Annotated in this window: 22 protein-coding genes, 1 pseudogene and 1 riboswitch; of the genes and pseudogenes, 8 read left to right on the forward strand and 15 right to left on the reverse strand. The window is 68.6% G+C overall.

Annotation, left to right across the window (positions count from 1 at the left end; translation table 11 throughout):
- Nucleotides 1-63: 63 nt before the first annotated feature.
- Nucleotides 64-1,530, reverse strand: coding sequence for a histidine kinase N-terminal domain-containing protein (locus AB0M87_RS02860; RefSeq protein ID WP_365849883.1), 1,467 nt, complete (start codon nt 1,528-1,530; stop codon nt 64-66).
- Nucleotides 1,531-1,965: 435 nt separating this feature from the next.
- Here AB0M87_RS02860 and nagB point away from each other — a divergent pair, with 435 nt between their 5' ends.
- Nucleotides 1,966-2,751 (forward strand): glucosamine-6-phosphate deaminase, encoded by a 786-nt coding sequence (gene nagB / locus AB0M87_RS02865; RefSeq protein WP_365849541.1) that lies wholly within the window; start codon nt 1,966-1,968, stop codon nt 2,749-2,751.
- A 71-nt stretch (nt 2,752-2,822) separates the two neighbouring features.
- On the opposite strand, the gene AB0M87_RS02870 is transcribed toward nagB, so the two are convergent.
- The 4 genes from AB0M87_RS02870 to AB0M87_RS02885 form a co-directional block, all read right to left on the reverse strand.
- Entirely contained in the window at nt 2,823-4,337 is a 1,515-nt protein-coding gene (locus AB0M87_RS02870; RefSeq protein ID WP_365849542.1) for a glycoside hydrolase family 3 protein, read from the reverse strand.
- Between the two features lie 9 nt (nt 4,338-4,346).
- Nucleotides 4,347-5,207: a carbohydrate ABC transporter permease gene (locus tag AB0M87_RS02875; protein ID WP_365849544.1), complete on the reverse strand. Its 861-nt coding sequence runs from the start codon at nt 5,205-5,207 to the stop codon at nt 4,347-4,349.
- Nucleotides 5,204-6,199, reverse strand: coding sequence for a sugar ABC transporter permease (locus AB0M87_RS02880; protein WP_365849546.1), 996 nt, complete (start codon nt 6,197-6,199; stop codon nt 5,204-5,206). The genes AB0M87_RS02875 and AB0M87_RS02880 overlap by 4 nt, the downstream gene beginning before the upstream one ends.
- 86 nt (nt 6,200-6,285) lie before the next feature.
- Nucleotides 6,286-7,548 (reverse strand): extracellular solute-binding protein, encoded by a 1,263-nt coding sequence (locus AB0M87_RS02885; RefSeq protein ID WP_365849547.1) that lies wholly within the window; start codon nt 7,546-7,548, stop codon nt 6,286-6,288.
- 290 nt (nt 7,549-7,838) lie between these two features.
- On the opposite strand from AB0M87_RS02885, the gene AB0M87_RS02890 reads away from it, so the two are divergent.
- Entirely contained in the window at nt 7,839-8,603 is a 765-nt protein-coding gene (locus AB0M87_RS02890; RefSeq protein ID WP_365849885.1) for a GntR family transcriptional regulator, read from the forward strand.
- A gap of 32 nt (nt 8,604-8,635) precedes the next feature.
- Here the strand turns inward: AB0M87_RS02890 and AB0M87_RS02895 are convergent, their stop codons facing one another.
- From AB0M87_RS02895 to AB0M87_RS02920, 6 genes are all read right to left on the reverse strand, one after another.
- Nucleotides 8,636-10,144, reverse strand: coding sequence for a glycoside hydrolase family 3 N-terminal domain-containing protein (locus tag AB0M87_RS02895; protein WP_365849549.1), 1,509 nt, complete (start codon nt 10,142-10,144; stop codon nt 8,636-8,638).
- 272 nt (nt 10,145-10,416) lie between these two features.
- Nucleotides 10,417-11,601, reverse strand: coding sequence for an MFS transporter (locus tag AB0M87_RS02900; RefSeq protein ID WP_365849551.1), 1,185 nt, complete (start codon nt 11,599-11,601; stop codon nt 10,417-10,419).
- On the reverse strand, nt 11,598-12,095 hold the full coding sequence (locus AB0M87_RS02905; RefSeq protein WP_365849552.1) for a GNAT family N-acetyltransferase: 498 nt from the start codon (nt 12,093-12,095) through the stop codon (nt 11,598-11,600). Before AB0M87_RS02905 ends, AB0M87_RS02900 begins: the two co-directional genes overlap by 4 nt.
- On the reverse strand, nt 12,096-13,265 hold the full coding sequence (locus tag AB0M87_RS02910) for a type III PLP-dependent enzyme (protein WP_365849554.1): 1,170 nt from the start codon (nt 13,263-13,265) through the stop codon (nt 12,096-12,098).
- Between the two features lie 8 nt (nt 13,266-13,273).
- Entirely contained in the window at nt 13,274-14,578 is a 1,305-nt protein-coding gene (locus AB0M87_RS02915) for a DUF6271 family protein (RefSeq protein ID WP_365849555.1), read from the reverse strand.
- A complete protein-coding gene (locus AB0M87_RS02920; protein ID WP_365849557.1) occupies nt 14,560-15,624 on the reverse strand; it encodes a phytanoyl-CoA dioxygenase family protein in 1,065 nt (354 codons plus the stop codon). Before AB0M87_RS02920 ends, AB0M87_RS02915 begins: the two co-directional genes overlap by 19 nt.
- Before the next feature lie 586 nt (nt 15,625-16,210).
- Here AB0M87_RS02920 and AB0M87_RS02925 point away from each other — a divergent pair.
- From AB0M87_RS02925 to AB0M87_RS02945, 5 genes and pseudogenes are all read left to right on the forward strand, one after another.
- A complete protein-coding gene (locus AB0M87_RS02925; protein WP_365849558.1) occupies nt 16,211-16,453 on the forward strand; it encodes a DUF3311 domain-containing protein in 243 nt (80 codons plus the stop codon).
- Entirely contained in the window at nt 16,450-18,081 is a 1,632-nt protein-coding gene (mctP, locus tag AB0M87_RS02930; protein ID WP_365849560.1) for a monocarboxylate uptake permease MctP, read from the forward strand. Before AB0M87_RS02925 ends, mctP begins: the two co-directional genes overlap by 4 nt.
- Before the next feature lie 131 nt (nt 18,082-18,212).
- Nucleotides 18,213-18,712, forward strand: a pseudogene (locus AB0M87_RS02935) (GNAT family N-acetyltransferase).
- A 56-nt stretch (nt 18,713-18,768) separates the two neighbouring features.
- Nucleotides 18,769-18,904, forward strand: a riboswitch (cobalamin riboswitch).
- Between the two features lie 132 nt (nt 18,905-19,036).
- Nucleotides 19,037-21,397 carry a ribonucleoside-diphosphate reductase subunit alpha gene (locus AB0M87_RS02940; RefSeq protein ID WP_365849562.1) on the forward strand — a complete coding sequence of 787 codons (2,361 nt, stop codon included), beginning with the start codon at nt 19,037-19,039 and terminating at the stop codon, nt 21,395-21,397.
- Nucleotides 21,397-22,428, forward strand: coding sequence for a ribonucleotide-diphosphate reductase subunit beta (locus tag AB0M87_RS02945; RefSeq protein WP_365849564.1), 1,032 nt, complete (start codon nt 21,397-21,399; stop codon nt 22,426-22,428). The genes AB0M87_RS02940 and AB0M87_RS02945 overlap by 1 nt, the downstream gene beginning before the upstream one ends.
- A 53-nt stretch (nt 22,429-22,481) precedes the next feature.
- On the opposite strand, the gene AB0M87_RS02950 is transcribed toward AB0M87_RS02945, so the two are convergent.
- Complete coding sequence (locus tag AB0M87_RS02950; RefSeq protein WP_365849566.1) at nt 22,482-23,258, reverse strand: hypothetical protein; 777 nt, start codon at nt 23,256-23,258, stop codon at nt 22,482-22,484.
- Nucleotides 23,259-23,315: 57 nt separating this feature from the next.
- A complete protein-coding gene (locus tag AB0M87_RS02955; RefSeq protein WP_365849568.1) occupies nt 23,316-23,510 on the reverse strand; it encodes a hypothetical protein in 195 nt (64 codons plus the stop codon).
- Between the two features lie 82 nt (nt 23,511-23,592).
- On the opposite strand from AB0M87_RS02955, the gene AB0M87_RS02960 reads away from it, so the two are divergent.
- A complete protein-coding gene (locus tag AB0M87_RS02960; protein WP_365849570.1) occupies nt 23,593-24,558 on the forward strand; it encodes a helix-turn-helix domain-containing protein in 966 nt (321 codons plus the stop codon).
- On the opposite strand, the gene def is transcribed toward AB0M87_RS02960, so the two are convergent.
- Together def and AB0M87_RS02970 are read right to left on the reverse strand one after the other, a co-directional pair.
- On the reverse strand, nt 24,559-25,188 hold the full coding sequence (gene def / locus AB0M87_RS02965) for a peptide deformylase (RefSeq protein ID WP_365849571.1): 630 nt from the start codon (nt 25,186-25,188) through the stop codon (nt 24,559-24,561).
- Nucleotides 25,189-25,281: 93 nt separating this feature from the next.
- On the reverse strand, nt 25,282-26,265 hold the full coding sequence (locus tag AB0M87_RS02970) for a hypothetical protein (RefSeq protein ID WP_365849572.1): 984 nt from the start codon (nt 26,263-26,265) through the stop codon (nt 25,282-25,284).
- Between the last annotated feature and the right edge of the window lie 27 nt (nt 26,266-26,292).

The following is a 26,292-nucleotide window of genomic DNA, read 5'->3' on the forward strand; positions in this document are numbered from 1 at the left end:
ACCTTCGGTCCGGGGCTCACTGCTGGGCGGCCCCGGACAGCCCGAGGCGTCGGGCCGGTCCTGCTACTTGTCGGCCGGCACCGGTATGTCCAGGACCACCTGGGTACCGCGGTCCGGAGCCGGCACCATGTCGAAGGAGCCACCCAACTCCCCCTCGACCAGGGTTCGTACGATCTGCAGCCCGAGGTTCCCAGCCGTCTGCGCGTCGAAGCCGGGGGGAAGTCCGCGGCCGTCGTCGCGCACCGTGATCAGCAGGCGGCTGTCAGCACCCCGTCCGCCGCGGACCGCGGAGACCTCGACGGTGCCCAGATCGCCCGGGGCGAAGGCATGTTCCAGGGCGTTCTGCAGCACTTCGGTCAGCACCATCGAGAGCGGCGTCGCCACCTCGGCGTCGAGAATGCCGAACCGGCCGGTACGGCGGCAGTCGACCTTCCCGGGCGAGATCTCGGAGACCATCGCGATGACCCGGTCGGCGATCTCGTCGAACTCGACGCGCTCGTCGAGGTTCTGCGACAGCGTCTCGTGCACGATGGCGATCGAACCGACCCTCCGCACCGCCTCGTTGAGCGCGTCCTTGCCGCGATTCGAATCCATCCGGCGGGCCTGCAGTCGCAACAGCGCGGCCACCGTCTGGAGGTTGTTCTTCACCCGGTGGTGGATCTCCCGGATGGTGGCGTCCTTGGTGATCAACTCGCGCTCACGACGCCGCAGTTCGGTGACGTCCCGGAGCAGGACCAGTGAACCGATCCGGGTGCCCTTGGGCGACAGCGGGATCGCCCGCAGCTGGATCACCCCGTCGTTGCCCTCGACTTCCGTCTCCCGCGGCGCATAACCACTGGCCAGCTTGACCATCGCCTCGTCGACCGGGCCCTTGGACGGTGCCAGGTCGGTGGTGATCTGGCCGAGATGCTGGCCGACGAGGTCGGACGCGAGACCCAGCCGGTGGTACGCGGAGAGCCCGTTGGGGCTGGCGTACTGCACCACCCCGTCCGCATCGAGCCGGATCATGCCGTCGCCGACCCGGGGCGACGCGTCCATGTCGACCTGCTGGCCGGGGAACGGGAAGGACCCGGCGGCGATCATCTGGGCCAGGTCGGACGCCGACTGGAGATAGGTGAGCTCGAGGCGCGAAGGGGTACGCACCGTGAGCAGGTTGGTGTTGCGGGCGATCACCCCGAGCACCCGCCCCTCCCGGCGGACCGGGATGGACTCGACGCGCACCGGCACCTCCTCGCGCCACTCGGGGTCCCCCTCCCGCACGATCCGGCCCTCGTCGAGCGCGGCGTCCAGCAGTGGGCGACGCCCGCGCGGAACGAGGTGGCCGACCATGTCGTCCTGATAGGAGGTGGGGCCGGTGTTCGGCCGCATCTGCGCCACCGAGACATAGCGGGTGCCGTCCCGGGTGGGTACCCACAGCACCAGGTCGGCGAAGGACAGGTCGGAGAGCAGCTGCCACTCCGAGACCAGCAGGTGCAGCCACTCGAGGTCGGTGTCGCTCAGAGCGGTGTGCTGGCGTACGAGATCGTTCATGGAGGGCACAGCAGCGAGCGTACCCGGCGGATTCTTCCTGCCGTACGCATGGACAGCGGCTAATGGTCTAGTCCACAATGTCCGTGCGCTCTCCCCGCACAGGAGAGCGGAGACGAGGCACGCGGCGCGATCTGCCCTGACTGCGCCCCGCCTCCCCGCGACCGCCGGGAACCGCACACCCGACGGTCGATGCAGCTGAGGGCTGCGGTGCCGGCCGGACAGGCCGAGGGTCCTGTCCGCTCTGGCGCCGCGGCCTCAGTCGTTTCCGGCCCGAATCGCCCGATCCGCGGGACACCTCGGCGGCCCCGGCCCGGGTATGCGTTTCGCACGCCGCCGGCCGAACATGAAAGAGCGGGGAACCTCCGGCCGAAGGGTGACGCTCTGCTAGATTGGTCTATACCACCCGTTTGCACTCTTCAGATCGGCAGGCCCAGCGTGGAAGTTGTCATCGTCCCGGACGCCCAGGCAGGCGGCGAGGTCATCGCGGAGGCCATGGCGGCTCTCCTGCGCCGCAAGCCCGACGCGCTGCTCGGTGTCGCCACCGGATCGACCCCGCTTCCCGTCTACCAGGCCCTGACCGCCAAGGTCGGCGCCGGGGCGGTCGACGCCGGACGGGCCCGCATCTGCCAGCTCGACGAGTACGTGGGGCTGCCCGCCGGGCACCCCGAGTCGTACCGCTCGGTGGTGCTGCGCGAGGTCGTCGAGCCGCTGGGGCTCGACCAGGCGTCCTTCATGGGCCCGAACGGGTCGGCCGACGACATTCCGGCGGCCTGCGTGGCCTACGACAGGGCGCTCGCCGAGGCCGGCGGTGTCGATCTGCAGCTGCTCGGCATCGGCACCGACGGGCACATCGGCTTCAACGAGCCGTGCTCCTCGCTCGCCTCCCGCACCCGGATCAAGACCCTGACCGAGCAGACCCGGATCGACAACGCCCGCTTCTTCGACGGTGACATCGACCAGGTCCCGCACCATGTCATCACCCAGGGCATCGGGACGATCCTGGAGGCGCGTCACGTGGTGCTGCTGGCCACCGGCGAGGGCAAGGCCGAGGCCGTCGCGCAGACCGTCGAAGGGCCGGTGTCCGCGCTGGTGCCGGCCTCGGCACTGCAACTGCATCCGCACGCGACGGTGGTCGTCGACGAGGCGGCCGCGGCGAAGCTGAAGCTGACGGACTACTTCCGGGCGACCTTCGCGGCGAAGCCGGAGTGGCAGGGGCTGTAGGCCTCCGTTCCTGCGAGAAGGGCCGGGTCACCCTTTCGGTGACTCGGCCCTTCGGCGTACGGGGCGCGCCGTTACGCCGGAGCGGCTCCGGCGATGACCTCTGCCGCCGCGCGGCCACAGACCCGCGCGGCGCCGTGCGTGGCGATGTGCAGGGAGCCCCGGGGCGCCGCCCGCGGGACGCCCATCTCCACGACCACGGTGTCCGGGCGGGCCGCCAGCAGACCGTCGAGGGCGGCTGCCATCCACGGGTGGCGGTGGACGTCGCGGACGACCGCGACGATCCGGCGCGCGGCCGCTGCGCGCAGCACCTCGTCCACCGACGAACCGGCGTCGTAGGTACCGGTCTCGGTCCCGGGCAGCAACGCGGTCAGCTCGACGGCGATGCCCCAGGGGGTCTCGTGACCGACGGCGATGTTGGTGACGGGGGTGAAGGCGGCGACATACGGAGCCGTGGTCTGCGGCAGCCGGGCGCCTGCGGTGATCTTCAGAGCCCGGCGGGCCGCGGTGAGTCCGATGTCGGTGCCGGGCGCGGTCCCCTCCTGAGACGCCGCGCCCGGCTCCGCAGCCCCCCTGGCCCGGCGGGTCCATTCCGCGAGCGCTCGCACGCGCGCGGCGGCGTCCGCCAGCCGTTCCTCCGGCAGTTCGCCGGCCCGTACGGCCGCGACCAGCGCGTCGCGCAGCCGCAGCACGGTGTCCTCGTCGGACAGCCCGCCGCCGACACAGATCGCGTCGGCGCCGGCCGCGACGGCGAGCACGCTGCCCCGCTCGATGCCGTACGTCGATGCGATGGCCCGCATCTCGATACCGTCGGTGACGATCAGCCCCTGGTACCCCAGTTCCTGCCGGAGCAGGCCGGTGATGATCTGCGGGCTGAGCGTCGCGGGACGCTCCCGGTCGAGTGCCGGGAGCAGGATATGCGCACTCATGACCGCCTTGGAACCGGCCGCGACGGCCGCTCTGAACGGCACCAGCTCGCGGGCGTGCAGGGTCGCCAGATCCGCGTCGATACGCGGCAGTGCGTGGTGCGAGTCGACGGCGGTGTCGCCGTGGCCCGGGAAGTGCTTGGTACAGGCGGCCACACCGGCGGCCTGCAGGCCCTCGATGTACGCGGCGGTGTGCCGGGCGACCAGCGCGGTATCGGCGCCGAAGGAGCGCACCCCGATGACCGGGTTGTCCGGGTTCGAGTTGACGTCGGCGGACGGCGCCCAGTTGAGGTTGACCCCGCACTCGGCGAGCCGGCGGCCCAGTTCGCGGGCGACGTCCCTGGTCAGCTCGGTGTCGTCGACCGCGCCGAGGGCGAGGTTGCCGGGGAAGGACGAGCCGGTCCGCACTTCGAGCCGGGTCACATCGCCGCTCTCCTCGTCGATGGCGACCAGCAGGTCGTCCCGCTCCGCCCGCAGCCGGGCGGTGAGCGCGGCGACCTGGCCGGGCGAGGCGACGTTGCGGCCGAACAGGCCCACGGAGGCCAGTCCTTCCCCGATCCGGCGCAGCAGCCAGTCGGGGGCGGTGGTACCGGCGAATCCGGGCTGGAGCACGGCGAGTGCGTCGCGGGTGAGCGTGTCCGTGCCGGTGGTGATGGTGGTCATGGGGCGGCGTTATCCCTTCACTGCGCCGGCCGTCAGACCTGCGGCCATCTTGCGCTGGACAAGGAGGAAAAGAAGCACGACAGGGACGGCCATCATCGTGGAGCCGGCCATCATCGGTGCGTACTCGGTGCCGTGCTGGGTGGTGAAATTGCTCAACCAGACGGTAGCGGTCTGCTTTTGCTGGCTCATCAGCATGAGAGCGTAGAGATACTCGTTCCACGCCTGGATGAATCCGTAGACGGAGGTGGCGACCATGCCGGGGGCGAGCAGCGGGAAGACCACCCGGATGAAGGCCCCGGTGCGGCTGCAGCCGTCGACCATGGCCGCTTCCTCCAGCTCCTTCGGGATATTGACGATGAAACCGCGCAGCGTCCATACCGTGAAGGGCAGGATGAAGGTCAGGTAGGTGATGATCAAGCCGGTGAGCTGGTCGTACTGACCGAGGTCGTTCAGCAGCAGGAAGACCGGGATGATCATGGCGACCAGCGGGACCATCTGGACCGCCAGGATGCCGACGATCACGATCTTGCGACCCCGGAAGGCGAACCGGGAGATCGCCAGCGCAGCCAGCAGGCCGACGACGAGTCCGATGGCGACCACGGAGAGGGAGACGATCGCGCTGCGCCCGATCGGGCCCCAGAAGTCCGCGACCTTGAGCGCCCGGTGGAAGTTGTCCAGCGTGAACACGCTGGGGAAGAAGTGCGGGTTCGGGTCGATCGCGTCCTTGGCCGGCTTGAATGCCGTGTTCAGCATCCAGTAGACGGGGAAGCCGATGGTGACGAAGACGAGCAGGCCGAGGATGTTCCAGCCCAGCTTCGGCTTCTTGCGGCGGGGGCGGGTGGCGGCGGGAGCCGCTGCGGTCGTGGTCACTCCACCTCTCCGATCTTGAGCATCTGACGCATGTAGACAGCGACCACGCCGAGCAGCAGAAGCACGGTGACGAAGGCGATGGCCGAGCCGCCGGAGTAGTCGTTGACCACGAAGGCCTTGTCGTACGAGTACGTCGTGAGCAGTTGGAACTCGGCCTCGGGGTGGCCGTTTCGCATCACGAAGACCTGCGGGAACACGCCCATGTCCCAGATCACCGAGAGGGTCGTGAGCATCACGATGATCGGCTTGAGGATCGGCACGGTGACATGGCGGAAGACACCCCAGCCACTCGCGCCGTCCAGGCGGGCGGCCTCCTCGAGCTCCTTGGGTACCTGGGTGAGGCCGGCGCCGAGTGTGATGACGACGAAGGGTACGGCTCCCCAGACCACCAGGAGCATGATCACGGTGAGTCCTTGGGGCCCGCTCGCGAACCAGTTGTGGCCGATCATGTCGACCCCGGGGATCCGGCTGAGCAGCCAGTTGAAGACTCCGTAGTCGGAGTCGAACATCCACTTGAAGATGGTGACGGCGACGATGATGGGCATGCCCCAGCTCGCGACGAGCGCGATATTGATGAGCGTCTTGACCCAGCCGGAGACCTGCTGGAGGAGCAGCGCTATCAGCATGCCGAGCACCATGGTCAGCACGACCGCCGCACCCGCGAAGAGCACGGTGCGCAGGACGACCCGCCAGAACTCGCCGTCACTCAGGATCGTGCGGAAGTTGTCGAGACCTACCCATTCCGCCGGCTTGAACCCCCACAGCTGCGGCTGTCCGAACTTCTGGAACGAGAGAGTGACGAGCCGGTAGAGCGGATAGCCGAGGACCAGGGCGAGGACGAGCAGGCAGGGAGCGAGCAGGGCCCAGGGCACCGCGGCGCCGCCGTTGCGCCGGGGTCTGATCGGTTTCTGGGGACTGCCGGCCCCGGTGGCCGGCGACGGTGAGCGCCGCTTCGAGGGCAGCTCTGCGGTAGTTGTCTCTGCGGCACTCATCAGGTGCTCCTCAACGGTCCCTCTCTCGGTACGGGCCGGGCAGGGTCCTTGCGCTCCTGGGAGCGGAAGGACCCTGCCCCGTCAGGTCACTTGGTGTTGATGACCTTGTCGATCGCGGTGTCCGCGGTCTTCGCGGCAGCCTCGACCGACGCCTTGCCGGTACCGATGGACTGCAGCATCGTCTGCAGGACCTGAGCCTTCTCCACCGCGCCCCAGCCCGGGGCCATCGGGACGAACCAGCTCTTCTCGGCCGCGGTGGCCGCGACCGTCGTCTTCGCGTCGGCCTTCAGGGGAGCGAGGTCCTTCTTGTTGTTGGGCAGGTTCTGCTTGGCGATCAGGCCCTGCTGACCCTTCTCACCGGTGAACGCGTTGATCCACTCGGCGGCCACTCCCTGCGCCTTGGACTTGACCGGGATGGCCAGGTCCGAACCGCCGAGGAACACCGGCATGGCGCTGCCGGAGGGACCGGGCATCACGAAGGTCTCGAGCTTGTCGGCGAGCTTGCCGACCTTGTCGTTCTCCGGGAGGGCCGCGGTGCCGCCCTCCCAGCCGGCGCCGAAGATGAGGGCGGACTTGCCCTGGCCGTAGACGATCGGACGGTCGGACTCGTCCTTGGTCTTGTCCCCGTGCATGTAGGCGTCGAGCACGTGCTTGTACTCGTTGAGGCCCTTGATGGACTCAGCGGAGGAGAGGTTCGCCTTGAACTGACCGCCGTCCTCCTTGGCGATGGAGCCGCCGGCGTCGTAGACGAAGGACATCGCCGCGTACCAGTCGCGGGAGGGCTGGTACCAGGCGCTGAACTTGTTGCCCTCCTTCTTCTGGATCTTGTCCAGGTCGGAGGTGAGCTCGGTGTAGGTCTTGGGCGTCGCCTTGATGCCGTCCTTGGCCGCTATGTCCTTGCGCCATGTCGCCACCCGGCCACCGGCGTAGTACGGCACACCGTAGACCTTGCCGTCGTAGGTGACCGAGGCCTTCAGGCCGTCGAGCCACTGGTCGGAGTTGTCGAACTTCGACGCGTCGACCGGGGCGAAGGCACCCTTGAGGGTGTACGGCAACATCTCCGTGTTGCCCATCTCGACCACATCGGGAGCCTTGTCCGTGGCGAGGACCGCGTCGAGCTTGGTGTTCTTGTCCGGCCAGCCGTAGTACTCGTGATTGATCTTCAGGCCGGGGTGCTTCGCGACGATGGCATCGTCGGCTGCCTTGACCAGGTCGGGCCAGTTCTTCTGCGCATCGACCGTGAGCCACACGGTCAGCGACTTGGGCTCGGCCGCCTTGCTGCCGCCACACGCCGCAATGCTGACCATCATGCCCGCGACGCCGATCGCCGCGATGAGCTTGCGCTTCACGCCATCCTCCTCAGGGATGCTGCAACCCCCCATCCACCGCGAAGACATGCCACTAGGAGCTAGTACTGCCTTTGGGGCTGGGTACTGGTCTTTAATGGTTTAGACCAGTACTCGGGAGCTTGGCCTAGACCTATAGGGGTGTCAAGGGTGTATAAGAAGGCTGTCGTGTCCGTTATCGGACCGACACCTGAGGGAGGGCGACGTCCCGCTACCGGACCGTGCCACCATGTGAGCCGCGACAGACGGAGGAGCCGGTGACGGCAGCAGCACAGCGTTCGGGAAGGCAGGCGATGGGCACCGACGGGGGCAGTACCGATACGGAGAACGCGGCGCCGGGACGTACCGCGCGCGTGCCCAAGTACTACCGGCTCAAGCGGCATCTGCTCGACATGACGGAGACCCTGCCGCCCGGCACGCCGGTGCCGCCGGAGCGGACACTGGCCGCCGAGTTCGACACCTCGCGCACCACGGTGCGCCAGGCGCTCCAGGAACTGGTCGTCGAAGGCCGGCTGGAGCGCATCCAGGGCAAGGGCACCTTCGTGGCCAAGCCCAAGGTCTCGCAGGCGCTGCAGCTCACCTCGTACACCGAGGACATGCGGGCTCAGGGCCTCGAGCCGACCTCGCAGTTGCTCGACATCGGTTACGTCACCGCCGACGACACGCTGGCCGGGCTGCTGGACATCACCGCCGGCGGCCGGGTGCTGCGGATCGAGCGGCTCCGGCTCGCCAGCGGTGAGCCGATGGCCATCGAGACCACCCACCTGTCGGCGAAGCGCTTCCCGGCGCTGCGCCGCTCGCTGGTGAAGTACACCTCGCTGTACACCGCGCTGGCGGAGGTCTACGACGTCCGGCTCGCCGAGGCGGAGGAGACCATCGAAACCTCACTCGCCACCCCGCGCGAGGCCGGACTGCTCGGCACGGACGTCGGCCTGCCGATGCTGATGCTGTCGCGTCACTCGGTCGACGGCGCCGGTGAACCCGTGGAGTGGGTGCGCTCGGTCTACCGCGGCGACCGCTACAAGTTCGTGGCCAACCTCAAGCGACCGGTCGAGTAGCGGGTGCGACGGCTGAGCGGCGCGGCCGCCGCTCAGCCGACCAGCACTTCGGCGGCGGCGATGCCGGAAACCCGGGTCGCACCGTTCGTGGCCACGTGGACGGCGCCGAGCGCGTCGCCCGCCGGTACGCCCATCTCCACGACAAGGGCGTCGGGCCGGGCCCGCAGCAGGCGGGTCAGGACATCGGACATCCAGCGGTGCCGGGCGGCGTCACGCACCACGACCACGAGCGACCGGTCCCGGGCCGCTGTCAGCACGGCACGATCGAGCAGGTCGTCCGAACCGTCCAGGTCGGCCTCCGTCAGACGGACGGACGTGGTCCCGGGCATCAGGTCGCTCAGCGGGCCGGCCACTCCCCAGGGGGTCCGGCCGTCGATGGCGAGACTCATCGTCGGAGACAGCTCGACCACATGCACCGCGCCGCCGACCGGCAGCGCACTTCCGGTCCCGGGCCCGCGGCGCACCCGGACCGCTCGCCTCGCCGCGACCAGCCCGATGTCGGAACCGGTGAGATCCCGCGCCACCGCTCTCCCCCGCGCACCGGACCAGGCGGCGAAGTCACGTACCCGCGTGGCCGCCTGCACCAGCCGGTCCTCGGGAAGGGTGCCGTCCCTTACGGCTCCGACGAGCGCGGCGCTGAGCAGGTCGACGGTGGACTCCTCGGCGCTCTCGCCCCCCACGCAGACGGCGTCCGCACCGCCGGCCAGGGCCCGGACGGTCGCCCCGTCGATCCCGTAGCGGCCCGAGACCGCCCCCATCTCGATGCCGTCCGTCACGACCATGCCGTCGAAGCCGAGTTCGTCCCGCAGCAGGTCCCGCAGGATGCGGCGGCTGAGGGTGGCGGGCAGTTCCGCGTCGTACGCCGGCACGAGGAGGTGAGCGGTCATGACCGCCCGGACACCGGCCTCCATCGCCGCGATGAACGGCGGGAGCGCCGTTCGGGCGATCTCCCCGGCCCCGGCCGACACCCGGGGCAGTCCGTGGTGCGAGTCGATCGCCGTGTCCCCGTGCCCGGGGAAGTGCTTCGCGCAGGCGGCGACGCCCGCCTCTTGCAGGCCCCTGATCCAGGCAGCGGTGTGCCGCGATACGACGTCGGTCCGCTCCCCGAAGGACCGCACCCCGATCACCGGGTTCAGCGGGTTGGAGTTGACGTCCGCGCTCGGCGCGTAGTTCAGGGAGACACCCACCGCGTGGAGTTCACGTCCGATGTCGCGCGCGACGGACTCGGTGAGATCGATGTCGTCAACGGCCCCCAGTGCGAGGTTCCCCGGCCGGGAAGCTCCGGTCCACGCCTCGATCCGGGTGACGTCCCCGGCCTCCTCGTCGATGGCGACGATGAGATCGGGATTCTCCGCGCGCAACGAGCCGGTGAGCTCGGTGACCTGTTCCGGGTTCACGATGTTCCGCCCGAACAGCACAACGGAGCTGAGGCCGTCGGCGATCCTTCGCCGGATCCAGTCCGGTGCGGTGGTCCCCACGAACCCCGGCTGGAGGACGGAGAGAGCTATCCGCTCCAGATTCGGGTGACTGCTTGGCTTCATGGCGGGGCCTCCGAAGGGCACGGGCGCAGAGCCGGCCGAGTCCGACCGGCGGAGACTAGTGCCGCTCCCGGCACTAGGTACAGGCCAACGCCATATTGGCGTAGACCAATTGGGGGTGTCAAGAAGCCCCGGGGTGCTCGAAAAGCCGCATTCGGCCCTTGCGGCAAGGCCGTTGGGCCGTGCGACACGGGCCGTGGGGCAAGGGCCGTGCGACACGGGCCGTGGGGCAAGGGCCGTGGGACGCGGCCCGTGCGACGCGGCCGTTGGGCCGGTCATGCGTCGGTCGGAGCCATCCAACGGATCTGCGTGGTGCACAGGGACACCAGGAGGGCCGAGACGGCAACAGCGCCCATGCCCCAGACCAGGCTTCCGGCGCTCGCTATGAAGCCGATCATCGCGGGCCCGGCCAACAGCCCGGTCGTCCCCATGGCGGCGACCAGTGCCAGTGCCTCGGAGCCCTGCCGTGCCGCCGCCACGTAGATGCACGGCGTCGCGGCGGCGATGCCGAGACCGACGCAGGCGAAGCCGATCAGTGCCGGCACCACGCCACCGGCCAGCAGAGCGAGCGCCAGCCCCGCACCGGCCAGAGCACTGCCGACGCGCACGATACGGCCGTCGCCCCAGCGGGTGCGCCAGCCGTCGGCGAAGACCCGGGCCAGCACCATCATGACGGAGACCACCGCGATACCCATCGGCGCCAGTTCCGGCGTCGCGTTGACGACGTCCTTCATATAGAGCGCCGACCAGTCGTTCATGGCTCCTTCGGTCACGGTGCCGAACACCATGGCGCCACCCATCCATAGCGTCACCCGGGACGGCATCGTGAAGGTGCGACGGCCCGTCTGCCGTGGCGGGGCCTCAGCCGGTTGCTGCCGTTCCTCCGTCAGCAGGCCCGGCCCGGCGTAGGCGACGAGCAGCAGGATGAGGACGGTGGCCACCCCGAAGTGTGCGGCCAGCGACGGGGTCACCAGGTTCATGCCCGATGCGAGAAGCGCCGCGCCCAGAGCCCCGCCGCTGAACGTCGCATGGAATCTGGCCATGGCGGTCCGCTGGTAGGCGACCTCGAGCGCGGCGCCTTGTGCGTTCATCGCCACGTTCAGGCATCCCACGGCGACACCGTCGCAACCGACGATCAGGACGGCGACCGGATAGTCGGGGGCCATTGCCAGCAGCGGCAACAGCAGGCCGAGGCCCACGGCCGACATACCCGCGAGGCGCCGGGAGCCCAGCCGTCTCATCAGTATCGTCACGAGTGGGAAGGACACGGCCGCGCCCACCCCACAGGCCATCAGCAGAAGGCCGAGCTCCGCCTCGGTCAGGTGCAGTTTCGCCTTGAGCACGGGGAGCCGGGACGCCCAGGTGCCGTACTGAAAGCCAAGAATGCAGAAGAGTGCCGCGATCGCGAGCTGCGCCCGGCGGAACCCGTCCTTGCTGCGCAGAATCCGGTTCGGCGTCATTTCACCTCCTTGGACATGTACACCGCTTCCTTGCCGTAACTCTTCGGGAGCGCTACCTCCTGGTGCGCCCGGTATCCGCGTGCCGACCAGAAGCTCTCGCCGCCCGCAACCGCGACCAAGGAGATGTGTTCGTACCGCTTCGCTCCGGCCGTTGCCGTGAGGTGGCGCAGGAGCTGTTTCGCGAGGCCTCTGCCGCGGAAACCTTCGGCGATGACAAGGTCGTGCAGATGCAGGTTGCGCGACGCGAACCGCCCCTCCTCGATTCGGGTCGGATCCGGATATCGGAACCTCGGATAGGGCAGCGCCAGCACATAACCCACCGTCCGCCGTTCGCAATCCAGCACGAAGCACGTGTCCGGCGACGGGCGGGCCCTGGACTCGAGCGCGGTCCGCCCCTCCGACAGGGCGTGGTCGGTGTAGGCACCGGCTTCGAGCGCCACGATGTCGCTCCAGTCGGTCTCGGAGATGTGCCGTATCCGTATGTCGTGGCTCATCTACTCCGCACCTTCCGTGTCCTCGCCGTTGATGCACGTGTACGGGAGCGGGGCGAACCCATTGAAGCCTTGCGTGGTGTAACTGATGGCATAGGCACCGGCAGAGAAGATCCACACGGGATCCCCTGACGCCGCTTTGCCGGGCACCTGAACGAGGTTGTGCTCGTGGGCATAGGCATCGTCGGTGTCGCAGGTGGGGCCCGCGACAACGGCCGGTACGCATGCGGAGTCGCGATGAGAAGGGAACTCGAGCCGGTACTGCAGCTCGTCCATTTCGTAGAGCCCGTTGAATTTCCCACAACTCAGGTACAACCAGTACTGGCGTTCGCCGTTCAGCTGCCGCCGGTGGGACAGCCGGGACACATGTGCCCGTATCGCGCCGTGGTCGGCGACCAGGTAGCGCCCGGGCTCCATGACGAAGTCCAGAGGGGTTTCCGACACCTCGCGGAGCCTCTGCACGCCTTCCCGGATCACCGCCCAGATCTTGTCCATCGGAGGATCCAGCGGCCTGCCCCGTCCGTCGAGACAGCCGAGGGCGGGCAGACCCCCGCCGAGATTGATGTGGTCCGGAAAGATCCCCCGCCGGTTCAGGGTTGCGAGTACATCGGCGATCCGCTCCACGGCGTCCGTCCACGCCTCGGCCGTCATCTGCTGCGATCCGACGTGGACGGACAGACCCGCCGGCGTGAGGCCCGCGGCCCGGGCCGCCTCCATGACCAGCACCGCATCGGTGTCCGAGCATCCGAACTTCTGGCTGAGTCCCCAGAGCGCCCCGTCGCCGGTGGTGGCGAGCCGGCAGAACACCCGGGCACCGGGAGCATGCACCGCGATCGCTTTCACGTCCTCGACACTGTCCGTCGCGAAGTCCCGGACACCGAGACGGTACGCGTCGGCGATATTGCGGTCGGACTTGATGGTGTTGCCGTAATGGATGAAGTTCATCGGCACGCCGGTCCTGACGGCCTGCGCGATCTCATGGGGGCTCGCCGCATCGAAGCCGGCACCCTTGTTCGCCAGGCAGGAAAGTACCTCGTCCACCGGACAGGCTTTCATGGCGAAACGGACGGAGATACCGGGCAGTTCTCGTTTCAGCGATGTGTATCGCCCTTCGATTCCTGCGAGATCGAAGACGATCCGGTCATCGGCGGCCGCTGCCAGCGCAGCGCGCATCAGTGTGTTCATGACCGGTGCACGGCTGTGGTCCTGCTCGCCTGCATCAGCGGTTCCCACGCCTCGATCAGCAGCGCGAAGTCCTCGATGTCCTGCCGGGCTTCGTCGAGCAGTCGGCGGCTTCGCGACACCAGGACGTCGGCGAAATCGGCATATCTGCCTCCCAGCTTCCGGTAGGAACGATCAAGACTGTTCAGTCGCTGTACGTTCTCCTCCGTGTCCAGCAGGGCACTTTCCCTGACGAATTCGACGACGGTGGATGCGTGGACGCGATGTCGGTCATCGAGCAGTGAGTCGCCTGCTGCCGCCATCCTGCCGTAGATGAAATTGAAGTAGAGCATGGAAAGAAAGAATTTCGTCAACCGCATCTGGTAGGCCATGAATCCGGAGTCGGTTCTCCGTTCAGCGGTGTAGAAGTTCACGATGTTGCGGTTGTGCAGGACGCCGGGAAGTCCGGCGTCCGAGACCAGGTGCATCAGGAAGTAGTCGCTGCCGATGGTGTTCGTCGCCGGCGGCAGTGGCACGCGCTCGTACACCTGCTGGAAGCTGATGTTGCACATGTCCACCCGCATGGGATCGACGATGGTCAGGGTCGAGTGATCGCCGCTGAACGCTACGGCGCCGGCTCCCTTGAACGATTCGTCGGCCAACTGCTGCTTCTCCTCCGCCGACCAGCCGACGGGGGCCCACAGGCTGACGATGTCCCGGTAGGTGTCGGGGTCGATCCGCCGGACCTCACCGATGTCGACCGACAGTTCACCCACGAAGGAGCCACCGACCAGCACCACCGGCCTGTCCGCGTGGACCGGGTCCAGCGCGGTCTCGGACACGCCAGGCACCGCGTCGGCCGCGCGCTTCCCGAGTGACCCGAGCTCGTGGTGGATGGGAAAGACGAGTTCACCGTTCAGGGCCTGATAGCTGCTGTCCGAATCCCTGCGGTGCACGGACCGGCACCCGAGCGAACTGCCGATCAGGAACGCTCGATTGGTGCAGGCGCCGTAGGAGACGTCGTCCGGGAGCATGAGGTCCAGCATCAGATCGGGCTTGACGACGTCGGCCCGGTGGATCACTCGCCGCAGGTAATCCCGCTGTGCCGCCTCGTTCAGATGGTGCACCACCACATGGGCCGGTCTCTCGACGTCGCTGACAACGTTGGCATGCTCCGCGAACTCGTGTTCCTCGGAGGAGTCCAGAATCAGCAGGTGCACCTCCACGGCGAAGTGCTCGGCCGCGTAGGCCGCCTCCTTGCTGATGGCCGAGATCGTGGCGGCGCACGCTCTGTTCGTGGGAAGGGTCAGGCAGATTCTGTGCATTCCGGTTCTCCGGTCGGCCGTACGGATTCCTGCCCGCTCCAGGATGTGAGCCCCAACAGCTTTTCGCCGAGGTCATTGAGCTCGGCGGTGCCGTACCTGAGGGACTCGTGCCGCGCCACATCGCCGACCAGCGTCTTGTTCCAGTCCGGTGTGCTGAGGCTGCGCCACGAGCCGACCCTGGATTCCCGCATCTCCCGGTGCGTCTCCAGTGCGGGCATCATGGACAGGTACTGGACTGCTCGGACACCCTTCTCCGAGGTGTTGGACGCCACCCCGTGCGCGAGAAGACCGTTCCAGATCAGCAGGTCACCCGCCTCGAGTTGCGGCCGGACCACGGGGAACTCCGCCGGATCCGCCCCCGGCCGGACCGGATCGCGATCGGCCGGCTGAGCCGCCTTCCACCGGTCGAACCGGCGGAACAGCTCGGGCGAGCACTGGAACCCGCCTTCGTCCTGCTGGGTGCCGGTCAGCGCGACGATGCCCTGGACTCGCTGCGGCGGCACGCCGAGTGTGCTGTCGACATCCCAGTGGAGTTCGATGTCGAAGCCCTCGTCCGTGGGCGCGATGAGCGCGCGATCACGGTTCTTGATGTTGGGCGGGTTCAGATTGAGCCGGTCCAGGGTCACCCACAGCTCCTCGCAGTCCCACACATCGACGAACGCGTCGTAGACACGCTGCGTCTGACGGTTGTCCCACATGAGCTGGTGGTGGTACGCCTCGACGAATCCGTAGACATGAAGCTCTCGGTCCAGATCTGTACGAAAGGGACGGTCCGCGTACCAATCGTCCGGCCGAGCCGGGTCGAGGCCCTGGAATTCCCAGGTGAATTCCAGCAGGCGCTCCGCCGTCGAAGCGGGGACCGCCTCTTTCACCACGACATAGCCGTAGGTCTGCCAGAAGGCGAAGTCCTCCTCGGACAGCACCCGAAGCGGCTGTGACTTCTTGAGGTCCCGCAACGGCGTCTGCGCCAGATACGCCTCACCGTCCGGGCTGAAGTAGGGGATGTCCGAAGAGGCTCGGTACAGATAGGGGGCAGGTGGGGGCATGCAACCACTCCAGGGATCGGATGTGTCGCTGACTGGACCGGCCGCTCACCGGCGGTTCCAGCGCGGGGACACATCACCGAGGTACGGCGCCGAACGGCGTCAGTGCGGCGGTTCGGGATCCCACCCGGCAAGAAGTCGCAGCAGGAGCTTCCCCGCGCTCAGCAAGCGTTCCCAGAACATTGGACTAGACCAACTCGACCTGTCAAGGCCGTCGTTGGGGTGGTGCGTCGACCCGGGACAGCTCTGCCCGATCGGGCAGCCGGGCTGCCCTCGGCCGACGGGGCGGCCTGCGCGAAGGCCACGCAGGGGCGTGCGGGGGCGTGCGGGGGCTATCCGGCGGGCGTTGTCGGAACCCGCCCGCATCGGACCACGCCGAGGCCTGCCGTTACCGCCGTCACCTGCGCTAACGTCCTCGGGTCAAGCGCAGGAACGACAGGGCCCCGGCACAGTTCCGGCACCGTAGGTTCCGATGAACCCCAGGGCGTTGCCGTACCGATATGCGGACAGGGGTTCCGCTGCTCGGACCGCCTCGCTTAGATTTCCCTGCGCCTTCTATCAGGTGCTCAGTGAGGGGACGGACCGCACCATGCCGGACAAAAGACCGCTGATCACGCCGGGGCGCGTGGTCATCGCGGTATGCCTGATCGCGCCCTTCGTTTCGATGCTCTGGGTGAGCTCGTACGCCAAGGTGGACCCGACCTTCATCGGCATCCCCTTCTTCTACTGGTACCAGATGCTCTGGGTGCTCATTTCGACCGCACTCACGATGCTCGCGTACAAGCTGTGGCAGCGTGACCAGCGCGCCCGCAAGGGAGGTGCGTCCGCATGAAGGACGGTGTGAACGGCATCGCTCTCGGTGTCTTCATCTTCTTCTTCGTCGCCGTCACGGTCATCGGCTTCATGGCCGCGCGCTGGCGCAGGGCCGACACCTCGGCGAGTCTCGACGAGTGGGGCCTGGGCGGCCGTTCGTTCGGGACCTGGGTCACCTGGTTCCTGCTCGGCGGCGACCTGTACACGGCGTACACCTTCGTCGCCGTGCCCGCGGCCATCTACGCGGCGGGCGCGGCCGGCTTCTTCGCCGTGCCGTACACCATCCTGGTCTACCCGCTGATCTTCACTTTCCTGCCGCGGCTCTGGTCGGTGTCGCACAAGCACGGCTACGTGACGACCTCGGACTTCGTCCGCGGTCGCTTCGGCTCCAAGGGACTCTCGCTGGCGGTCGCCGTCACCGGCATCCTCGCCACGATGCCGTACATCGCCCTTCAGCTGGTCGGCATCCAGGCGGTGCTCGACGTGATGGGCGTGGGCGGCGAGAGCGGCAACTGGTTCGTCAAGGACCTCCCGCTGCTGATCGCCTTCGCGGTGCTCGCCGCGTACACCTACTCGTCCGGGCTGCGGGCCCCCGCGCTGATCGCCTTCGTCAAGGACGGGCTGATCTACCTCGTCATCATCGTGGCGATCATCTACATCCCGATCAAGCTCGGCGGCTTCGACGACATCTTCGCCAAGGCCGGTCATGCCTTCACGCAGACCAATCCGGCGACCGGCAAACCCCGCGGGGCGCTGGTACCGGGCGTGGCCGGTCAGTGGGGTTACGCCACGCTGGCGCTCGGCTCGGCGCTCGCGCTGTTCATGTATCCGCACTCCATCACGGCGACGCTCTCCTCGCGCAGCCGTAACGTGATCCGGCGCAACACCGCGATCCTCCCGCTGTACTCGCTGATGCTGGGTCTGCTCGCGCTGCTCGGCTTCATGGCGATCGCGGCCGGCGTCAAGGTCAAGAACGGCCAGCTGGCGATCCCGCAGCTGTTCGAGAACATGTTCCCCGACTGGTTCGCCGGGGTGGCCTTCGCCGCCATCGGCATCGGTGCCCTGGTCCCCGCGGCGATCATGTCCATCGCCGCCGCGAACCTCTTCACCCGCAACATCTACAAGGACTTCCTGAAGCCGGACGCGACAGCGGCGCAGGAAGCCAAGGTCTCCAAGCTGGTCTCGCTGGTGGTGAAGGTCGGCGCGCTGATCTTCGTCCTCTCCATGGACAAGACGGTCGCGATCAACTTCCAGTTGCTCGGCGGCATCTGGATCCTCCAGACGATGCCCGCACTCGTCGGTGGCCTCTTCACCCGGTGGTTCCACCGCTGGGCGCTGCTGGCCGGCTGGGCGGTCGGCATGGTCTACGGGACACTCGCCGCCTACGGCGTCGCCAGCCCCACGCAGAAGCACTTCGGCGGGTCCTCCAAGGAGATCCCGGGTCTCGGCGAGATCGGCTACATCGGTCTCACCGCCTTCGTCATGAACGTCGTGGTGACGGTGGTGCTGACCTTCGTCCTCAACGCCGTCAAGGCACCGGCGGGGATCGACGAGACCTCGCCGGAGGACTACACGGCGGACGCCGGTGATCCCGGAGTCCAGGTGGAGCTCCCGCCGGCCACGGCGGGTGCGCCGGGCGGGCACTGACACGCCGTTGGCCCGCCTGCGGAGGGGCCGTACCGCTCACCGGTGGTGAGCGGTACGGCCCCTCCGCCTTTCGTCCGCCTTCGCCTTTCGGCCACCTCCGGCTGTCGGACCCGTGCGGCAGACTTCGCCGTATGGACATCACCATCAGAGTGGCCGACCCCGGGGAGTACGAGGAGCTCGGCGACATCACCGCGCAGGCCTACCTCGGCGACGGCTTGCTGGACTTCGGCGCCGACGACCCGTATCCGACCGAGCTGCGCGCCGTGGCACGGCGTGCCGCCGACGCCGAAGTGCTGGTCGCGGCAGATGGCCAGGGCGGGATCCTCGGCGGGGTGACCTACGCGCCGCCCGGGAGCGAATGGGCCGACATAGCCCGGGCCGACGAGGCCGAATTCCGGATGTTGGCGGTCGCCCGGAAGGCGCGTCGGCGGGGGCCGGCGAGGCGCTGGTGCGCGCCTGTATCGAGCGTGCCAAGGCTACCGAGGGGGTGTCGGCGCTCGTTCTCTCGACCCAGCCGGCCATGCTCGGCGCGCACCGGATATACGCCGGGCTGGGCTTCCTGCGCACCCCCGAGCGGGACTGGGAGCCGGTCCCGGGGCTCCCTCTGATGACGTACGCCCTGACACTCTGACACAGGGCCCGGCACACCACCGCGACACAAGATATGGGGGGTGACACAACCAACGCCCACCACATGTATGCTCAGGCTCGCTGTCGCCGCAGGGGAATCCGGTGCGAATCCGGAACTGTCCCGCAACGGTGTGAACAGTGCGCTTTCGCGCACCGTGGAGTCCGAGGACCTGCCGACGGCGCATCCGGCTCGACCGAACCGGATGGGAACCGTCCGGGCCTCGCGGTTGGGCCGGCGGATGCTGTGCGGTGCGCTGCCCTGCGGTGCACCCGTGCGCACCCGCGTCTCCTCCGCCCGGCCCGGCCGAGCGAGGGAGAGCGCACCGTGACCACCGCGCCCACCGCACCTGCCGCCGAAGTCCGGGGACGGCTGACGGACGCCCCGGGAACCGCACTGCTGCGGCTTCTGACCGACCTCACAGCCGGCCTCCCCGACACCGACCCCGGCAAGGTCGCCGCCGCCGCGCTGCGCGGTCGCCACGCCGGGTCGGACGAGGCGGAGTTGCGGGAGCTCGCCACCGAGGCGGCCGCGGGACTCATCTCGGAGGACCCGGCCTACTCACAGCTGGCGGCGCGGCTGCTGACCCGGACCATCGCCGAAGAGGCGGCCGGGCAGGGCGCGGTGTCGTTCTCCGCCTCGTTGGGCGTCGGCCACCGCGAGGGCCTGATCGCGGACCGCACAGCGGACTTCGTACGACGGCACGGGGCGCGCCTCGACGCGCTCATCGACACCGGCGCCGACGACCGCTTCGGATACTTCGGCCTGCGCACCCTCTACAGCCGCTACCTGCTGCGCCACCCGATCACCCGCCAGGTCATCGAGACCCCGCAGCACTTCATGCTCCGGGTGGCCTGCGGGCTGGCCGATGACGCGTCGGAACGCGCCGTGGACGAAGTCGCCGCGCTGTACGGCCTGATGAGCCGGCTCGACTACCTCCCCTCCTCACCCACCCTCTTCAACTCCGGCACCCGGCACCCCCAGATGTCGTCCTGCTATCTCCTCGACTCGCCGCTGGACGAGCTCGACTCGATCTACCGTCGCTATCACGAGGTCGCCAGGCTCTCGAAGCACGCCGGCGGAATCGGCCTCTCGTACTCCCGGATCCGCTCCCGGGGTTCGCTCATCCGCGGCACCAACGGCCACTCCAACGGCATCGTCCCCTTCCTGCGCACCCTCGACTCGTCGGTCGCCGCCGTCAACCAGGGCGGCCGGCGCAAGGGGGCGGCCTGCGTCTACCTCGAGACCTGGCACGCGGACATCGAGGAGTTCCTGGAACTGCGCGACAACACCGGTGAGGAGGCGCGGCGTACGCACAATCTGAACCTGGCGCACTGGATCCCCGACGAGTTCATGCGCCGGGTCGACGCGGACGGCGACTGGTCGCTCTTCTCCCCCGTCGACGTCCCCGAACTGGCCGACCTGTGGGGCGACGCGTTCGACGCGGCGTACCGCGAGGCGGAGGCGGCGGGGCTCGCCCGGCGCACCATCCCCGCCCGGGAGCTGTACGGACGGATGATGCGCACCCTGGCGCAGACCGGCAACGGCTGGATGACCTTCAAGGACGCCTCGAACCGCACCGCCAACCAGACCGCCGAGCCCGGCGCCGTCGTCCACTCGTCGAACCTGTGCACCGAGATCCTGGAGGTCACGGACGACGGCGAGACCGCCGTCTGCAACCTCGGCTCGGTCAACGTCGGCGCCTTCGTCTCCGGCGACTCCATCGACTGGGAGCGGCTCGACGAGACCGTCCGCACCGCCGTCACCTTCCTCGACCGGGTGGTGGACATCAACTTCTACCCGACCGAGCAGGCCGGCCGGTCCAACGCCAAGTGGCGTCCGGTGGGCCTGGGCGTCATGGGTCTGCAGGACGTCTTCTTCACCCTGCGGCTGCCCTTCGACTCGCCCCGTGCACGGGAGTTGTCCACCCGGATCGCCGAGCGGATCATGCTCGCCGCCTACGAGACGTCCTGCGAGCTCGCGGAGCTCAGTGGCCCGTTGCCCGCCTGGGAGAGGACCCGTGCGGCCCGCGGCGTGCTGCATCCGGACCACTACGACACCGCTCCCGCCTGGCCGGAACGCTGGGAAGCGCTGCGCGCCCGTATCGCGCGCAGCGGCATGCGCAACTCGCTGCTTCTCGCGATCGCGCCGACCGCGACCATCGCCTCGATCGCCGGCGTCTACGAGTGCATCGAGCCGCAGGTCTCGAACCTCTTCAAGCGCGAGACGCTGTCCGGTGAATTCCTTCAGGTCAACGCGTACCTGGTCAACGAGCTCAAACGGCTGGGGGTCTGGGACGCACAGTCCCGGGAGGCGCTGCGCGAGGCCAGCGGCTCGGTGCAGGGCTTCAGCTGGATCCCCGAGGATGTCCGCGCCCTGTACCGGACGGCATGGGAGATCCCGCAGCGGGGGCTGATCGACATGGCGGCCGCCCGTACGCCGTACCTGGACCAGAGCCAGTCGCTGAACCTGTTCCTGGAGACGCCGACCATCGGCAAGCTCAGCTCGATGTACGCCTACGCGTGGAAGCAGGGCCTGAAGACCACGTACTACCTGCGCTCGCGCCCGGCGACCCGGATCGCGCGGGCCGCGTCCGCCGCCACCGTCCCCGTACAGGCTCCGGCGCCCGACGAGGACGCCGTCGCCTGCTCCCTCGAAAACCCCGAATCCTGCGAGGCCTGCCAGTAATGACCACCCACCCGGAGACGACCGCGTCGCGCAGGAACCTGCTCGACCCGGGTTTCGAGCTGACCCTGCGTCCGATGCGCTACCCGGACTTCTACGAGCGCTACCGCGACGCGATCAAGAACACCTGGACGGTGGAGGAGGTCGACCTGCACTCGGACGTGACCGACCTGGCCAAGCTCTCACCGGGCGAGCAGCACATGATCGGACGGCTGGTCGCGTTCTTCGCGACGGGCGACTCGATCGTCTCCAACAACCTGGTGCTCACCCTCTACAAGCACATCAACTCCCCGGAGGCGCGGCTCTATCTCTCCCGTCAGCTCTTCGAGGAGGCCGTGCACGTCCAGTTCTACCTGACGCTGCTCGACACCTATCTGCCCGACCCGGACGACCGGGCGGCGGCGTTCGACGCGGTCGAGGAGATCCCGTCCATCCGGGAGAAGGCGCAGTTCTGCTTCACCTGGATGGACTCGGTGGAGAAGATCGACAGACTGGAGAGCAGGGCCGACCGCCGCCGCTTCCTGCTGAACCTGATCTGCTTCGCGGCCTGCATCGAGGGGCTCTTCTTCTACGGCGCCTTCGCCTACGTGTACTGGTTCCGCTCGCGTGGCCTGCTGCACGGTCTGGCGACGGGCACGAACTGGGTGTTCCGGGACGAGACCATGCACATGAACTTCGCGTTCGAGGTCGTCGACACGGTCCGAAAGGAGGAGCCCGAGCTCTTCGACGACGCGCTGCGGCAGCAGGTCACCGACATGATGCGGGAGGCGGTCGAGGCGGAGCTGCAGTTCGGCCGTGACCTCTGCGGAGACGGTCTGCCGGGGATGAACACCGAGTCGATGCGCGAGTATCTCCAGTGCGTCGCCGATCAGCGGCTCACGCGTCTGGGTTTCGCGCCGGTGTACGGCTCGGAGAACCCGTTCTCCTTCATGGAGTTGCAGGGGGTCCAGGAGCTGACGAACTTCTTCGAGCGGCGGCCTTCGGCGTACCAGATCGCGGTCGAAGGCTCGGTCTCCTTCGACGACGAGTTCTAGAGGCGGCTCCGGCACACGAGCCGGGCGGGCACAGCGCCCGCCCGGCTCCCTTCCTAGCGCAGTTTCACGGCGTCGCCGGGCGCGGTGATCGCCATGGTGGTGTGTGTCCCGGAGAAGCTCCAGCGCCAGGAGCCCGACGCGGTCGCCGTGACCGTGGTGCTGAGGTTGCCGGTGGCGTTGGTCTTCACCGTCTTGACCGTGGTGTACGAGGACGCCCCGGACTTCTTGAACTGCAGCTTGACGTTCTGCTTGCTGTAGCCGTGGTACTTGAGGTCGTTCCAATTGGCACGGGCGAGCTTGCCCCTGACGGTGAGCTTTCCGCCCTTGCGGACGGGTTCGGGCGTGGCGTTGGTGGTGAGGGTCGACGCCCGCTTGAAGTCGAAGAGCGCGAGCCGGTCATGGATCCAGTAGTCACCGTCGCGGGCCTGGACGGTGGCGTTGACCTGCCAGGTCCCGGCGAGCGCGTTCGGGTCGATGTCCACCGACGACTTGAACCAGGCCGGGTCGGCCTTGAAGGTCGCCGTACAGACCGATGTCGTGCTGCTCGACTTGCGGCAGCTCTTCCCGGTGAGGTCCGCGACTCCGTAGTTGTTCGCCGTGTTGAAGACGTCGGCGTGGCTGATGCCCTTCACCCCGGAGTTGTCCCTGACCGTGAAGACGACCGAAAACGTCTTGACGTCATGTACCCCCACGATGACGTTGCCGCCCTTGTTCACCACGGTCTTGGTGACCCTGATGTCACCCTTGCCCTCGGCGTGCGCCGCCGGAGCCCCCAGTACCACCAGAGCCACGACACCGGATGCCGCGGCCCACAGCGCAGTTCTGCGCATGTCCCCTCCTTGGTGCTTCGTATACGGGGCACAGCGTAAGCAGCACGGTCCCCGGGCTCACCACCGGGCATGACCCGGCAGCAGGACGGCCCGCCGCCTCGACTCCCGCTCAGGAGCGACCGGTTCAGGATCCGGCGGGCGCTGGGCGAGCTCGCGGTCGATGCGGCGCTCCTGGGCCTGGCCGACCAGCGAGGGCAGGGCCAGGAGGACGAAGACGGCGAGGACGGTCAGGTAGCTCAAGAAGGTGTTCATGCCTTCAACTGTGGCGCCGGCCGCCCGGGAAAATCAGTGGCAGGACTGACACGCAACGTCGAATTGCTGCCACACTGGGCTCATGCTGAAGAACGTCGCTGCGGTCCTGATGGACGGCGTCAATCCTTTCGAACTCGGCGTGGTCTGCGAGGTGTTCGGCCTCGACCGGAGTGATGAGGGACTACCGGTGTACGACTTCGCGGTGGCGTCCGCCGAGGGTCCCGTACTGCAGACGCACGCCGGGTTCACGCTGAGCACCGGGCACGGCCTGGAACGGCTGGAGGAGGCCGACCTGATCGCGGTACCGGCCGCCGAATCCCGGGGGAACCGCGACTACCCGCCGGCGCTGCTCGACGCGCTGCGGCGGGCGGTGGACCGGGACGCCCGGGTGCTCAGTGTCTGCTCGGGTGTCTTCGTTCTCGGTGCCGCCGGGCTGCTCGACGGCCGCCGCTGCGCCGCGCACTGGCGCCACGCGGACGAGCTGGCCCGCACCTTCCCGCTGGCCGTGGTCGAACCCGATGTGCTGTACGTGGACGAGGGGCCCGTCATCACATCGGCGGGCACGGCCGCCGGCATCGACGCCTGCCTGCACATCGTGCGCAAGGAACACGGACCGCACGTCGCCAACAGGATCGCCCGGCGGATGGTGGTCCCGCCGCACCGCGACGGCGGCCAGGCCCAGTTCGTCGAACGCCCGGTCAGCCCCGAACGGGCGGACAGCGTCGCCGACGTGCTCGGCTGGATGGAGCAGCACCTCGGCGAGGAGCAGACCGTGGAGCAGCTGGCGGCCCGTGCCCTGATGTCGCCGCGCACCTTCGCCCGCCGCTTCCAGCAGGAGACGGGGACGACGCCCTACCGCTGGCTCCTGCGTCAACGGGTGCTGCTGGCACAGGAGCTGCTGGAGGCGTCCGACGAGACGATCGACGCGATCGCGGGCCGGGTCGGCTTCGGTACGGCCGCGGGGCTGCGCCACCACTTTCTCCGTACGCTCGGCACCACCCCGAACGCCTACCGGCGGACCTTCCGGGGCCCGGTCGGCACGGCCTGATCAGAGGTTGGGCACCGTCTCGTAGCGCGGGGTGCCCTCCTCCATCTGCCGGAGCGCGTCCTTGCGGTCGCGCTTCGAGAGACGGTCGATGTACAGGTAGCCGTACAAGTGGTCGGTCTCGTGCTGGAGGCAGCGGGCGAAGTAGCCGGTGCCGCGCACCTTGACCGGGTTGCCCTCGGCGTCCTGGCCGGAGACCTCGGCGTAGTCGGTGCGGGCCAGCGCCGCGTACGCCGTCGGGACCGAGAGGCAGCCCTCGTTGGAGTCGTCGAGGTTGCGGCGGTCGGCCGGGATCTCGGCGAGGACCGGGTTGCAGATGGCCCCGACGTGGCGGACGCCGTCGTCGTCCGGGCAGTCGTAGACGAAGACCTTGAGGTCGACACCGATCTGGTTCGCGGCCAGTCCGACACCTTCGGCGGCCTTCTGGCTGGCGAACATGTCGTCGATCAGCTGGGCCAGCTCACCGTCGAAGGAGGTGACGTTCTTGCACTCCTTGTGGAGCACCGGATTGCCCACGACGGTGATGGGACGGACGGTGCCGCGGGCACGGTGGGCCGCCTCGCGCTCCTCGCAGTCCTCGGTGTCCACGACGAAACCGTCATTGATCTGCTGGTCCGTCTCCTGCTGCGACATGTCCGCCGTACGCCTTCCATCAAAACTTCCGACAACACCGAAAGAGATGCCGTCAATGGGTCCCGTACAGCCTACGGGCAGTCCACGGTGCCCTCAGCAGACTTCTTCGAGATCCCGCCACTCACGGCTGTCCGGGCTGTCGGCGACCCATCCGTCGAGGAGACCCCGCACCAGACCGTCGGGGGCGGCTATGCCGCATTCGCGCTCGGGGACCCACAGGTCGCCCGCCGTGCGATGGCCGAGCGGGCCGGGGTGGCCCGGCTCGCTGTGGTCGTGCGGGTCCAGGCGCTGTCGGCCGTCGCCCTCGTCGCTCTCCATCTGCGACTCGGAGCAGGCCCGGCAGAGCAGCCGTACGGAGGAGGACCAGTCCTCGGCGGCGAATCCGGCATCGGCCGCCAGTATTTCCAGCGCGTCCCGGTCCGATTCGGTGGCTGCTTCCAGCAGGACCACCCAGGTCGGCACGGGTGAGGGGGCCCACAGCTCTATCTCGTCGAAGACCGGGTACGAGGGCCCCGCGGCGGTGACGCGTTCGCCGTGCGGGACGCCGTCGTGGAGGACCACCTCGCCCCAGCGGCGACCGGAGGACGGCAGCGGGATGGAGAGCACCTCTATCCGGGCCGGGTCGAGGCGGCGGCCCCAGACCACCTCGGCCTCGCCCTCGGGCGACAGCCGCACGGCGGCCGAGCCGAGCTCCATGCCGAGCGGCTCGCCGCTGGACGCGGCCTCGCCGGGCACCTTCAGCCCGTAGGCCTGCCAGGCGCGGCGGGCCAGCGGCCAGTCCTGCAGGCCGGTGGCCGCGATGCCGACGTTCCACCAGTCGGGGGCGCCGGTCTCCCGGTCGAGAAGCGCCACCGCGCGCAGCCCGGCGGTCCGGGCCCGGTCCCAGTCGTGCCGGAACTTGTGCAGCAGAGCGAGGTTGAACCAGGACTCGGACAGCCACGGCTCGAGGTCGGCGGCGCGGGTCAGCAGCGCCCCCGCGTCGTCGTACCGCCCGTCGCCGATCAGCGTGAACGCGCGGTCAGTGGCCTGCCGCCACGAGGCGGAGGGCCGGTGCCGTACCTTCCCGAAGATCCTCACGATTCCCGCCTGCCGGTCGCTGAAAAG

The organism is Streptomyces sp. NPDC051320, from assembly GCF_040682175.1.
In the GTDB taxonomy this organism is placed as follows: Bacteria; Actinomycetota; Actinomycetes; order Streptomycetales; family Streptomycetaceae; genus Streptomyces.